This is a genomic window from Tepidimonas thermarum, from assembly GCF_007556705.1.
Lineage (GTDB): Bacteria > Pseudomonadota > Gammaproteobacteria > Burkholderiales > Burkholderiaceae_C > Tepidimonas > Tepidimonas thermarum.
This window is the reverse complement of the sequence record NZ_VJOL01000003.1, coordinates 51,367-64,258: the sequence shown is the minus strand read 5'-3', so window position 1 is coordinate 64,258 and position 12,892 is coordinate 51,367. Positions and strand designations below refer to the sequence as shown.

The following is a 12,892-nucleotide window of genomic DNA, read 5'->3' as shown; positions in this document are numbered from 1 at the left end:
CGTCCGGGGATCAGCCCTCGACGTCGAACGCTCGCCCGCCCGGCGACGGCAGGGCATCGCGCTGCGACACCCGCCCGGGCAGCGCCGCCTCGCCCGAGCGGTCCGTGCCCGGGAGCAACGAGCGCTCCAGCCAGCGCAGCAGCCGCTCGGCGTCGGTCCAGCGCGCTGACGAATTGGCGGCGTCCATCAGCACCATGATCAGGTCCCGCCCCGCCAGCCGAACCTGCATGGCCACGCAGCGGCCGGCCTCGCGGATGTAGCCGGTCTTTTGCAACAGGATGTCCCAATCGCTCTCACGCACCAGTTTGTTGCTGTTGCGGAAGTGCACCACGCGCCGGCCGCTGGCCAGTTCGTACTCGGGCGAGGTGGTCAGCTCGCGCAGCATGGGCCGCTCGGCCGCCACCGCCACCAGCCGCGCCAGATCGCGCGGGCTGGATTGGTTGTCGCTGGACAGCCCGGTGGGCTCGACGAAGCGCGTGGCGTTCATACCCAACTGGGCGGCCTTGCGGTTCATGGCCGCGACGAACGCGGGCACGCCACCAGGGTACGTGCGCCCCAAGGCGTGCGCGGCCCGGTTTTCGCTCGCCATGAGCGCCAGATGCAGCGCCTCGGCACGCGAGAGCCGGGTGCCAACGGCCAGGCGCGAGCCGCTGCCCTTGAGGCGATCGACATCGTCCTCGGTGATGGTGATCATCTCGTCCATCGGCAGCCCGGCGTCGGCGATCACCAGGCCGGTCATCAGCTTGGTGATCGAGGCAATCGGCAACACCGCGCCGTCGTTTTTGCCCAGCAGCACCGCGTTGGTGTCGCGGTCGATGACGAGCACCGCATTGGAATGCAGCCGCGAGGGGTCCAGCGGCAGGCTGTCGTCATGCGCCACGCCCCGCGACGGGGTCAGCGCCGCCGCGCTGGCCACGCCGGCACCGGCCATCGCCGCGGCTGGCGTGGCACGGTGCACGACCTTCGACACCGCGCGCGGCGCGGCGGCCTTGCGGACGGCGCGCCGGCGCGCCTCGGCGCGTTGAGGGGCGGCAGCCTGGCGTCGCACCTGGGTCGCCACCTTGCGCTCGACCTTGGCGCGCACCGTGGTCGTCGCCGCCTCCGCCCCCGTTGCCGGCGCCACCCAGCCGATGACCGCCCACACACACGCCGCCACGCAGCCTGCCCAAGACCAACGGTTTTTCATGCTGCCGCTTCCCTACGACTCGACGATTGCACGAGTATAGAAGAGCCGCAGGAAAAAAGGCGACGCCGCACAGCGCCTTGCGTAAATTTTTTGAGACTTTTTGGCAACATCCGCGGGTCACGGCGGTCGCGCCACGGCGGCGACCGCCAGCGCCTGCCGCTCAGCCCTGAGCAGCGACGCGCTCGACCTTGCTGTGCAGCTTGGTCAGCGCCGCCAGATACGCCTTGGCCGAGGCCACCACGATGTCCGGATCGGCCCCGACGCCATTGACCACGCGCCCGCCGTGCTGCAGGCGGATGGTCACCTCCCCCTGCGACTCGGTGGAGCCGCTGGTGATCGCGTTGACCGAGTACAGCAACAGCTCCGCGCCGCTCTTGACATGGGACTCGATGGCCTTGATCGAGGCATCCACCGGTCCGTTGCCGTCGGCTTCGCCAACGTACTCCTTGCCGTCGATGGTGAAGACCACGCGCGCGTGCGGGCGCTCCCCCGTCTCCGAGCGCTGCGACAACGACACCAGGCCGTACTGCTCCTTTTCCGGTGTGACGCTCTCGTCGCTGACCAGGGCCAGGATGTCCTCGTCGAAGATTTCCGCCTTGCGATCGGCCAGCTCCTTGAACTTGGCAAAGGCGGTGTTGAGCTCGCTCTCGGACTCCATCTCGATGCCCAACTCCTGCAGGCGCTGCTTGAACGCATTGCGCCCGGAGAGCTTGCCCAGCACGATTTTGTTGGTGCTCCAGCCCACGTCCTCGGCGCGCATGATCTCGTAGGTATCGCGCGCCTTGAGCACCCCATCCTGGTGAATGCCGCTGGCGTGCGCAAAGGCATTGGCGCCCACCACCGCCTTGTTGGGTTGCACGACGAAGCCCGTGGTTTGGCTGACCATGCGGCTGGCCGGCACGATCTGCGTGGTGTCGATGCCAACCTCCAGCCCGAAATAGTCGCGCCGCGTCTTGACCGCCATCACCACTTCTTCGAGCGAGCAGTTGCCGGCACGCTCGCCCAGGCCGTTGATGGTGCACTCCACCTGACGCGCCCCGCCGATCTTGACCCCCGCCAGCGAGTTGGCCACGGCCATGCCCAGGTCGTTGTGGCAGTGCACCGACCAGATCGCCTTGTCGGAGTTGGGAATGCGCTCGCGCAACGTCTTGATGAACTGGCCGTAGAGCTCCGGCACCGCGTAGCCGACCGTATCCGGAATGTTGATGGTGGTGGCGCCCTGCGCGATCACCGTCTCCAGCACCCGGCACAGAAAATCGATTTCGCTGCGGTAGCCATCCTCGGGGCTAAACTCGATGTCGTCACACAGGTTGCGCGCGTAGCGCACCGCCTGCTTGGCCTGCTCCAGCACCTGCTCGGGTGTCATGCGCAGCTTTTTTTCCATGTGCAGCGGCGACGTGGCGATGAAGGTGTGGATGCGCGCCCGTTGGGCCCCACGCAGCGCCTCGGCTGCGCGCGCGATGTCGCGGTCGTTGGCGCGTGCCAGCGAGCACACCGTCGAGTCCTTGATCGTGTCGGCGATGGCTTTGACGGCCTCGAAGTCGCCGTTGGAGCTGGCGGCAAACCCGGCCTCGATCACATCCACCCGCAGCCGCTCGAGCTGGCGCGCGATGCGCAGCTTTTCGTCCTTGGTCATCGAAGCGCCGGGCGATTGCTCGCCGTCGCGCAAGGTGGTGTCGAAAATGATGAGTTTGTCCGTCATGGCGATACTCCTGCGAAGGGCGGTGCCCGTGCCCCATGCGCAGCCAACAAAGCAAACGGCCCGCAGCGGGGGCTTGCGGGCCGTGGGGTGAAGGAACGCGCGCTACACCGCCTGCCCGCAGTCGGGTAGGCACAGTAGGCGCAGCGTCAGGCGATCCATGCCTGCCAATGTAACACAAGGACGCGCGCCGTGCTCACTCGTGCAGCCCGCGCTCGTCCGGCTCGTCGGTGGAGGTGCTGACCACGCTGACCGGTTTGCCCTTGGACTTGCGCACGGCATAGACCACGTAGCCAGACAAGCCATAGAGCACGAACAGCGCAAACAACACCGTCGGCGGGTGGATGTTGATGATCGCAATACCCAGGGCGATGAGCACCAGCGTGGCAAAGGGCACGCTGCGCTTGAGGCTGACGTCCTTGAAGCTGTAGAAGGGCACATTGGTCACCATCGTCAGGCCCGCGTAGAGGGTGAGCGCAAACACCACCCACTGCAGCCCATCGCCATCGTGGCCGGCGTCCGTGGCCAGCCAGATGAAGCCCGCCACCAACGCCGCCGCCGCGGGCGACGGCAGGCCCTGGAAATAGCGCTTGTCCACCACATGGGTGTTGACGTTGAAACGCGCCAGCCGCAGCGCCGCACAGGCACAGTAGACGAACGCGGCGATCCACCCCCAGCGCCCAAGGTCGCGCAACGCCCATTCGTAGGCCACCAGCGCCGGCGCCGCGCCAAAGGACACCATGTCCGACAGCGAGTCCATCTGCTCGCCAAAAGCGCTTTGCGTGTGCGTCAGGCGCGCAATGCGGCCGTCCAGGCTGTCGAGCACCATCGCCACGAAGATGCCGCTGGTGGCCAGGTCGTAGCGGCCGTTCATCGCCATCACAATGGCATAAAAGCCGCCGAACAAGGCCGCCAGCGTGACCAGGTTCGGCAACAGGTAGATGCCTTTGGGGCGGCGCACGGGCTCGCCGCTTTGCGGGGTCTCAGATGTGTCCAACATGCCCTCAAAAAACCATCAAGCCAAGCCGGCCCTGCGCAGGGTCGGCTTGGCTCACAGTGTAGCCGCCCGCAGCACGGCTGCGGCACGGGCGCGCATCAGTTGCGGCTTTGATCGACCAGCTTGTTCTTGGCGATCCAGGGCATCATCGCGCGCAGTTGGGCCCCGACCACTTCGATCGGGTGCGCCGCCAGGTTGCGCCGGCGCGCGGTCATGCTGGGGTAGTTCAGGCGCCCCTCCTGGATGAACATCTTGGCGTAGTCGCCGTTTTGGATGCGCTCGAGCGCGCGCTTCATGGCCTTGCGCGACTCCTCGTTGATCACCTCGGGGCCGGTCACGTACTCACCGAACTCCGCGTTGTTGGAGATCGAGTAGTTCATGTTGGCGATGCCGCCCTCGTACATCAGATCGACGATGAGCTTCAACTCGTGCAGGCACTCGAAGTAGGCCATCTCGGGCGCGTAGCCGGCTTCGACCAGGGTTTCGAAGCCCATCTTGACCAGCTCGACCGCGCCGCCGCACAGCACGGCCTGTTCGCCGAACAGGTCGGTCTCGGTCTCTTCCTTGAAGGTGGTTTCGATGATGCCAGCCTTGCCACCCCCGTTGGCCATGGCGTAGCTCAGCGCCAGGTCACGCGCCTTGCCGGAGCGATCCTGGTGCACCGCCACCAGGTGCGGCACGCCGCCGCCTTGCAAATAGGTGCTGCGCACGGTGTGGCCGGGCGCCTTGGGCGCAACCATCCACACATCCAGGTCGGCGCGCGGCACCACCTGGTTGTAGTGCACGTTGAAGCCGTGCGCAAACGCCAGCGACGCGCCCTGCTTGATGTGAGGGGCGACGTTTTGGTTGTACACCTCGGCGATTTGCTCGTCGGGCAACAGGATCATGACCACGTCGGCGGCCTTGACGGCGTCGTTGACTTCCATGACGGTCAGGCCCGCCTTTTCCGCCTTGCCCCACGACGCACCGCCCTTGCGCAGGCCGACGATGACCTTGACGCCGCTGTCGTTGAGGTTTTGCGCGTGCGCATGGCCCTGGCTGCCGTAGCCGATGATGGCCACGGTCTTGCCCTTGATCAGGCTCAGGTCACAGTCCTTGTCGTAAAAAACTTTCACGGTTCTCTCCACAGGTGATGGGGGGATCAGACTCGAAGGATGCGCTCGCCGCGGCCGATGCCGCAGGCGCCGGTGCGCACCGTCTCCAAAATGGCGCTGCGATCGATCGCCTGCAAAAAGGCGTCGTTCTTGGCCTGGTCGCCGGTGAGCTCGATGGTGTAGCTCTTCTCGGTGACGTCGATGATGCGGCCGCGGAAAATGTCGGCCATGCGCTTCATCTCCTCGCGCTCCTTGCCGACGGCGCGCACCTTGACGAGCATGAGCTCGCGTTCGGTGTAGGCGCCTTCGGTCAGGTCCACGACCTTGACGACCTCGATCAGCCGATTGAGGTGCTTGGTGATTTGCTCGATGACATCGTCCGATCCGGTGGTCTGGATCGTCATGCGCGACAGCGACGGGTCTTCGGTGGGCGCCACCGAGAGCGACTCGATGTTGTAGCCCCGTGCGGAGAACAACCCGACGACCCGGGACAGGGCACCCGCTTCGTTTTCGAGCAGGACGGCAATGATGTGTTTCATGGTGCGATTCCTCTTTTCGCTGCCCTCCCCCGCCGCCGGTAAGCGGCGGGCTTGGCAGACGATAGATTCCTCAAAACGACGAGCGCCGCACCGTGGGCCGGTGGCGGCGCGCGGGGGTCACAGGTCCTCGCTGCCCAGCAGCATCTCGGTGATGCCCTTGCCGGCCTGGACCATCGGCCAGACGTTTTCGGTCGGGTCGGTGCGGAAGTCGATGAAGACCGTGCGGTCCTTCAGGCGCCGCGCCTCGCGCAACGCCGGCTCGACGTCCTGGGGCCGCTCCACCAACAGGCCGACGTGGCCGTAGGCCTCGGCGAGCTTGACGAAGTTGGGCAACGCGTCCATGTAGGAGTGGCTGTAGCGGCCGGAGTATTCGATCTCCTGCCACTGACGCACCATCCCCAGGTAGCGGTTGTTGAGCGAGAGCACCTTGATGGGCGTGTTGTACTGCAGGCAGGTGGAGAGCTCCTGGATGCACATCTGCACCGAGCCCTCGCCCGTGACGCAATACACCTCGGCCTCCGGCTTGGCCAGCTTGATGCCCATCGCGTACGGGATGCCCACGCCCATGGTGCCCAGGCCGCCCGAGTTGATCCAGCGCCGCGGCTGATCGAACTTGTAGAACTGCGCCGCCCACATCTGGTGCTGGCCGACGTCGGAGGTGATGTAGGCCTCCACGTCTTTGGTCATGTTCCACAGGGTTTCGATGACCATCTGGGGCTTGATGACCTCGGTGTTGCCGCGGTCGTACTTGAGGCAGTCGCGCGCGCGCCAACCCTCGATCGTCTCCCACCAGGCCGCCAGGGCGCGCTCATCGGGGCGCACGGGGCTTTCGCGGATCATGGCGATGAGCTCGGTCAGCACATCCTTGACGTCGCCCACGATCGGCACATCCACCTTGACCCGCTTGGAAATGCTCGACGGGTCGATGTCGATGTGGATGATCTTGCGCTCGTTCTGCGCGAAGTGCTTGGGGTTGCCGATGACCCGGTCGTCGAAGCGCGCCCCCACCGCCAGCAACACATCGCAATTCTGCATGGCGTTGTTGGCCTCGTAGGTGCCGTGCATGCCCAGCATGCCCAGGAAGCGCCGGTCGGTGGCGGGGAACGCCCCCAGGCCCATCAGCGTGTTGGTGACCGGGTAGTTGAGCAGGTCCACGAGCTGGCGCAGCTCCGCCACGGCATTGCCCAGAATCACGCCCCCGCCGGTGTAGATGTAGGGCCGCTTGGCGCTGAGCAGCAGCTGCAGCGCCTTGCGGATCTGCCCGCCGTGCCCTTTGCGCACCGGGTTGTACGAGCGCATCGCAATGCTGTCGGGGTAACCGGTGAACGCGGTCTTTTTGAACGACACGTCCTTGGGGATGTCGACCACCACCGGCCCGGGACGCCCGGTGCGCGCGATGTGAAACGCCTTTTTGATCGTCAGCGCCAGGTCGCGCACGTCCTTGACCAGGAAGTTGTGCTTGACGATCGGGCGCGTGATGCCGACGGTGTCGCACTCCTGGAAGGCGTCGAGGCCGATGGCGGCCGTGGGCACCTGCCCGGTGATGATGACCATCGGGATCGAATCCATGTACGCGGTGGCAATGCCGGTGATGGCATTGGTCACACCCGGGCCGCTGGTGACCAGGGCCACCCCCACCTCGCCCGTGGCGCGCGCATAGCCATCGGCGGCGTGCACGGCGGCTTGTTCGTGGCGCACCAGCACGTGCTGGATGGTGTCTTGTTTGTACAGCGCGTCGTAGATGTAGAGGACGGCACCGCCCGGATAGCCCCAGATGAATTTGACACCCTCGGCCTGCAGACAACGCACCAGGATGTCGGCCCCCATCAGTTCGGTGGGCGGGGTTTGCGCAGCCGCTGCTGCCGCAGAGGCCATTTCGGCTTTGTTGAGTTCCATGTCGATCAACCTTTCAGTATTTCTCTGACGAAAAACCTCCGGTGCCCCTCGGAAGTCGCGTCCTTGTGAGACGGCCTTGGGACTTAGGACCCAGCAGCCATGGCAGCGTACCCTGCCGACCGGGGCCCATTTCGGGATCCATCGATAAATGAGCAATGCATTATCGCACCAAACCGCCAGCCCCGGCGGTATCGCGGCGCCGTTTGCCGACTGGCGGCACGGTGGCGCCGGATCGGGTGTGCGGGCCCGATACACTTGCGGCGTGAACCGCCCACATCCCGCGCAACCCCACCCCCCTGCCCCCGCCGCGCCCGCGCTGCCCACACCGTCGCTGCTGCGGCGCATGGCGTGCTGGCTCTACGAAGGGATGCTGCTGTTCGGGGTGGTTTTCATCGCGGGCTATTTGTTTTCGGCGCTGACGCAAACGCGCCACGCGCTGGACAACCGCCACCTACAGCAGGCGTTCATCTTCGTCGTGCTGGGCATTTACTTCACCTGGTTCTGGCACAAAGGCCAGACGCTGGCCATGAAGACCTGGCACATCCGCATCGTCGACCGCATGGGGCGCCCCATCAGCCAGGCGCGCGCGCTGTGGCGCTACCTGCTGGCGTGGCTGTGGTTTTGGCCCCCACTGGCACTGCGCGAGGTGTTGGACCTGCCCGCGCTCGAGGTGGTCGTGCTGCTGGGCGGCTGGATTGCGGTGTGGGCGGTGCTCGCCCGCTTCCACCCGGACCGGCAGTTTTGGCACGACGCCTGGGCCGGCACCCGGCTCGTGGACACGCGGCCCGCGCCCCCACCGACCCGCCACGCCTGACCCCACACACCCTGTCCATGTCCGCCAACCCGTCCCGCCCCCTGGTCCCCACGTTCTCCCTGTGCGTCTACTGCGGCTCGCGCGACGGTGCCGATGCCCGCTTTGCCGCGCTGGCCGAAGCCGTGGGCACGTGGATCGGCCGCCATGGCGGGCGGCTGGTGTACGGTGGCGGCAACAACGGCCTGATGGGCCGCTTGGCCGACGCCACGCTGGCCGCCGGGGGCACGGTGGTGGGCATCATCCCGGAAAGCCTGGTGGCGCGCGAATTTGCCAAGCGCGACTGCACCGAGCTGCACGTGGTGCAGACGATGCACCAACGCAAGCAGATGATGGCCGAACGGGCCGACGCCTTTTTGGCACTGCCAGGCGGCCTGGGCACGTTCGAAGAGCTGTTCGAGGTGTGGACGTGGCGGCAACTCGGCTACCACGACAAGCCGATCGGCCTGCTCAACGCCCACGGCTACTACGACGGCCTGCTGGCCTATATAACGCACACGGTGCGCGCCGGGTTCGTGAGCGACTGGCAACGCAACCTGGTCACCGTGGACACCGAGCCGGACCGGCTGCTGCCCCGCTTGGTTGAGGCCGCGGGTTGCGCGCCGGCTGGCAACTGGCGGGCCGTCTGAATCGCGGCCGCCGCTCAGATCGCGGCGTCGTCTTCCTCGCCGGTGCGGATGCGGATGACCTTTGCCACCGGCGTGACAAAAATCTTGCCGTCGCCAATCTTGCCGGTGCGCGCCGCGCGCACGATCGCGTCGATGCAGCGCTCGACATCCTCATCGCGCACCACGACGTCGATGCGCACCTTGGGCAAAAAGTCCACCACGTATTCCGCACCGCGGTAGAGCTCGGTGTGGCCTTTTTGGCGGCCAAAGCCCTTGACCTCGGTCACCGTCAGGCCCGTCACGCCCTGCTCGGCCAACGCCTCGCGCACTTCTTCCAGCTTGAACGGCTTGATGACGGCGGTGATCTGCTTCATGCGTAGGAGCTCCGGGGTTGCAACGTCGTGGGTGGGTCGCGCCATGGGGGCGGCAGGGGCCCGGCGCCGCGCCACAGCCCAACGAATCTACCACATGGCGGCCGGGGTATGCACGGGTGCCCCCTGCGCTCAACCACGCCAGCGGTTGGTGTTGGGGTAGCGCCAGTCCTTGCCAAAGCTGCGGTGCGTCACGCGGATGCCCACCGGCGCTTGGCGGCGTTTGTATTCGTTGCTGCGGATGAGGCGCACCACCTGCTCCACCGCCGCGGCGGGGAACCCCTCGGCGATGATCTCGGCCGGGCTGCGGTCGTTTTCCATGTAGCGCTCGACGATGGCATCGAGCACCTCGTAGGGCGGCAGCGTGTCTTGGTCCTTTTGGTCCGGTCGCAGCTCGGCGCTGGGCGGCCGGGTGATGATGCGCTCGGGTATGGGCTCGCGCCCGCGCCCAAACGGATCGTGCGCATTGCGCCAGCGCGCCAGCCGCCAGACCCAGGTCTTGGCCACGTCTTTGATGACCGCAAAGCCACCGGCCATGTCGCCATACAAGGTGCAGTAGCCGGTGGCCATCTCGCTTTTGTTGCCGGTGGTCAGCACGATATCGCCCCATTTGTTGGACAGCGCCATCAGCAGCGTGCCCCGGATGCGCGCCTGCAGGTTTTCCTCGGTGGTGTCGGCCGGCCGGCCCTCGAACAACGGCGCGAGCGTGGCCAGGTAGCGCTCGAAGATCGGGCCGATGGCGATTTCGTCGTAGCGCACCCCCAGACGCGCCGCCATGTCACGCGCGTCCAGCCAGGAGATGTCGGCGGTGTAGGGCGAGGGCATCATGACCGCGCGCACGCGCTGCGGCCCCAGCGCATCGACCGCGATCGCCAGCACCAGCGCCGAATCGACGCCGCCGGACAGCCCGATGATCGCCCCCGGAAAACCGTTTTTCTCCACATAGTCGCGCGTGCCCAGCACCAGCGCATGCCACAGGTCCGACTCGGTGGAGGTTTCGGCGGCCAGCGGCCCGCGCGCGGCCCCGCCCGCTTGCCCGGCCTCCAGCTCGACGACCAGCAGGTCTTCCGCAAAACTCGGTGCGCGCGCGGCCAGCGCACCACGCCCGTCGAGCGCGAAGCTGCGCCCCTCGAAGACGATTTCGTCCTGCCCGCCCACCAGGTGGGCGTACACGAGCGGGCGGCCGGTTTCGAGCACGCGCGCGCGCATGGCCTGCTCGCGCTCGTCGCCTTTGCCAATGTGAAACGGCGAGGCGTTGATGACACACAGCACCTCCGCCCCCGCGGCCACCGTCTCGGCCGCGGGCTGGGTGTACCACGCGTCCTCACAAATCAGCAGGCCCAAGCGGTGCACGCGCGCGCCGTCGGCCACCTCGAACACGCAGGGCTGCTGGCCCGGGAGGAAGTAGCGCCGCTCGTCGAACACCTGGTAGTTGGGCAGCTCGCGCTTGGCGTAACGGTGGGTGATGCGGCCTTCGCACAGGACGCTGGCGGCGTTGAGGCAGGGCGTGCGCCCGACGCTGCGGCCGGCGGCGGCTGGCGCATGGGGGGCCGCAAGCGGCTGTCCCACCACGATGTGCAGGCCCTTGAGGTGTGCGGTCTGCGCCGCCACCGATTGCACGGCATCATCGCAGGCGGCAACGAACGCCGGCCGCAAAAACAGGTCTTCGGCCGCGTAGCCGCAAATGGCCAGCTCCGGCGTCAGCAACACATGCACGCCCTGGGCGTGGGCCGCGTGCGCCGCCTCGACGATGCGGCGGGCGTTGCCGTCGAGGTCACCCACCACGAAATTGCACTGTGCCACCCCGATTTTGATCGCCATGGATGCCCCAATGTCCCCGCAAAGCGCGGATTATGTCACCCGGGTCGTGCACGACCCGCACGCCGTGCCGGCCGACGCCTGGGACGCGCTGCTGCGCGCGCATCCAGCGGGCGCTGCCAGCGGCCCCTTCATGCGCCACGCCTACCTGGCGGCGCTGCACGACAGCGGTTGCGCCACCCCCGCCACCGGCTGGTCGCCGCATTGGGTCACGCTGTGGACACGCGGCGATGGCGCGCTGGCCGCTGCCGCACCGCTATACGTCAAAACCCATTCCTTTGGCGAGTACGTGTTCGATTGGGCCTGGGCGCAAGCCCACCACCGGCACGGGGTGCGCTACTACCCCAAAGGCGTGGTGGCCGTGCCCTTTACCCCGGTGGCGGGGCCGCGCCTGCTGGCGCGCGACGCCGACGCCCGCGCGGCGCTGGTCCACGCCCTCATCGCCCATGCCCGCGCCCAAGGGCTGTCGTCGCTGCACATCCTGCTGGGCCGTGACGCCGACTGGGCCGCCACCGACGCCAACCCGGCGCTGGTTCTGCTGCCGCGCGACACCGTGCAATTTCACTGGCACAACCGGCACCCGGTGCGCGGCACGCCGTTTGCCGACTGGGAGGACTTGCTGGCCAGCCTGAGCCAGGACAAGCGCAAAAAAATCCGACAGGAGCGCCGCAAGGTCGCTGCGGCGGGCGTTACCTTCGAAGCGCGCCGTGGCGCGGACATCACAGCCGCCGACTGGGCGTTTTTCACCCGCTGCTACACCCAGACCTACGTCGAGCACGGCAACCCGCCGTATTTGAACGAGGCGTTCTTTCGCCAGGTGGGGCAGGCCCTGCCGCAGCAGTGGCTGATGTTCATCGCCCGGGATGCCCAGGGCACGCGCATCGCGGCCAGTCTGGTGGCCCTCAGCGACGACGGTGCATCACCCGCGGCCGCCTACGGCCGCTATTGGGGTGCCCTGGCGCGCGTGGATTGCCTGCACTTCGAGGCCTGCTATTACCAGCCGCTGGCCTGGTGCGTGGCGCATGGCGTGCAGCGCTTCGAGGGCGGCGCGCAGGGCGAGCACAAGATGGCGCGCGCCCTGCTGCCCACGGTGGTGCACAGCCGCCACTGGCTGGCCCACCCGGCTTTTGCCGACGCCGTGGCCGATTACCTGGCGCGCGAGCGCGCCGCAACATCCGACTACCGCACGGCGCTGCAGGCGCACGCGCCGTTTCGTCAGGCGCCGTCCGCGCCCGACTGCGCGCGGTAGGCTTGGACGCCGGCCAGGATTTCCTGGCGGGCCTCCTCGACCGAACCCCAGCCCAGGACCTTGACCCACTTGCCGGGGTCGAGATCCTTGTAGTGCTCGAAGAAGTGCTCGATGGTCTTGAGGCGCACGGGGTTGAGGTCCTCGTACGTCTTCCAGCGCGAGTACAGCGGCAGCACTTTGTCGGTCGGCACCGCCAGCACCTTGCCATCGACGCCGCCTTCGTCCTCCATCTTGAGGATGCCCAGGGCACGGCACGGCACCACCACGCCCGGCGGCAGCGGCACGGGCGTGATGACCAGCACATCCACCGGGTCGCCGTCGCCGGCGATGGTCTTGGGCACGTACCCGTAGTTGGTCGGGTAGTGCATGGCGGTGTTCATGAAGCGGTCGACGAAGATGGCGCCAGAGGCCTTGTCCACTTCGTACTTGATCGGCTCGCCGTGCATCGAAATTTCGATGATGACGTTGAAGGCGTCGGGCACTTTGTCGCCCGCAGAGACTTGATCCAGAGACATGTCGATGCGCTGTAGTGGGTAAACCGTTGCAGTGTCGCCGATTTTACTGGCGCGAGGCTGACGGCCCGACGCAACACAGCCCCGGCCGGGGCGTGCATTTCGGCGCACC

The 12,892-nt window shown here is 67.1% G+C and carries 12 protein-coding genes; 3 read left to right on the top strand and 9 right to left on the bottom strand.

Annotated elements, in window-relative coordinates:
• Positions 1–10: 10 nt before the first annotated feature.
• The 6 genes from Tther_RS01715 to Tther_RS01690 all read right to left on the bottom strand — a co-directional run bounded on the left by Tther_RS01715 (position 11) and on the right by Tther_RS01690 (position 7,411).
• Positions 11–1,186 carry a serine hydrolase gene (locus tag Tther_RS01715; protein ID WP_143900239.1) on the bottom strand — a complete coding sequence of 392 codons (1,176 nt, stop codon included), beginning with the start codon at positions 1,184–1,186 and terminating at the stop codon, positions 11–13.
• A gap of 160 nt (positions 1,187–1,346) precedes the next feature.
• A complete protein-coding gene (locus tag Tther_RS01710) occupies positions 1,347–2,888 on the bottom strand; it encodes a 2-isopropylmalate synthase (protein WP_143900237.1) in 1,542 nt (513 codons plus the stop codon).
• Between the two features lie 193 nt (positions 2,889–3,081).
• On the bottom strand, positions 3,082–3,885 hold the full coding sequence (gene pssA / locus Tther_RS01705; protein ID WP_143900235.1) for a CDP-diacylglycerol--serine O-phosphatidyltransferase: 804 nt from the start codon (positions 3,883–3,885) through the stop codon (positions 3,082–3,084).
• Positions 3,886–3,980: 95 nt separating this feature from the next.
• Positions 3,981–4,997 (bottom strand): ketol-acid reductoisomerase, encoded by a 1,017-nt coding sequence (gene ilvC, locus Tther_RS01700; RefSeq protein ID WP_143900233.1) that lies wholly within the window; start codon positions 4,995–4,997, stop codon positions 3,981–3,983.
• A 26-nt stretch (positions 4,998–5,023) separates the two neighbouring features.
• Positions 5,024–5,515, bottom strand: a complete 492-nt coding sequence (gene ilvN, locus Tther_RS01695) for an acetolactate synthase small subunit (protein ID WP_143900232.1) — start codon at positions 5,513–5,515, stop codon at positions 5,024–5,026.
• A gap of 117 nt (positions 5,516–5,632) precedes the next feature.
• Positions 5,633–7,411: an acetolactate synthase 3 catalytic subunit gene (locus Tther_RS01690; RefSeq protein WP_143900230.1), complete on the bottom strand. Its 1,779-nt coding sequence runs from the start codon at positions 7,409–7,411 to the stop codon at positions 5,633–5,635.
• A 316-nt stretch (positions 7,412–7,727) separates the two neighbouring features.
• Here Tther_RS01690 and Tther_RS01685 point away from each other — a divergent pair, with 316 nt between their 5' ends.
• Together Tther_RS01685 and Tther_RS01680 are read left to right on the top strand one after the other, a co-directional pair.
• A complete protein-coding gene (locus Tther_RS01685) occupies positions 7,728–8,225 on the top strand; it encodes an RDD family protein (RefSeq protein ID WP_425472791.1) in 498 nt (165 codons plus the stop codon).
• Positions 8,226–8,242: 17 nt separating this feature from the next.
• The gene (locus Tther_RS01680; RefSeq protein ID WP_143900226.1) at positions 8,243–8,851 is read left to right on the top strand and encodes an LOG family protein; all 609 of its coding nucleotides are present in this window, start codon (positions 8,243–8,245) and stop codon (positions 8,849–8,851) included.
• Between the two features lie 14 nt (positions 8,852–8,865).
• On the opposite strand, the gene Tther_RS01675 is transcribed toward Tther_RS01680, so the two are convergent.
• A complete protein-coding gene (locus Tther_RS01675) occupies positions 8,866–9,204 on the bottom strand; it encodes a P-II family nitrogen regulator (RefSeq protein WP_143900224.1) in 339 nt (112 codons plus the stop codon).
• A gap of 129 nt (positions 9,205–9,333) precedes the next feature.
• Positions 9,334–11,022 (bottom strand): NAD+ synthase, encoded by a 1,689-nt coding sequence (locus Tther_RS01670; protein ID WP_143900222.1) that lies wholly within the window; start codon positions 11,020–11,022, stop codon positions 9,334–9,336.
• Positions 11,023–11,032: 10 nt separating this feature from the next.
• On the opposite strand from Tther_RS01670, the gene Tther_RS01665 reads away from it, so the two are divergent.
• Positions 11,033–12,268: a GNAT family N-acetyltransferase gene (locus Tther_RS01665; RefSeq protein WP_143900220.1), complete on the top strand. Its 1,236-nt coding sequence runs from the start codon at positions 11,033–11,035 to the stop codon at positions 12,266–12,268.
• Here Tther_RS01665 and ppa read toward each other — a convergent pair.
• A complete protein-coding gene (ppa, locus tag Tther_RS01660; protein ID WP_143900218.1) occupies positions 12,235–12,783 on the bottom strand; it encodes an inorganic diphosphatase in 549 nt (182 codons plus the stop codon). The two genes, Tther_RS01665 and ppa, sit on opposite strands and share 34 nt — an antisense overlap.
• Between the last annotated feature and the right edge of the window lie 109 nt (positions 12,784–12,892).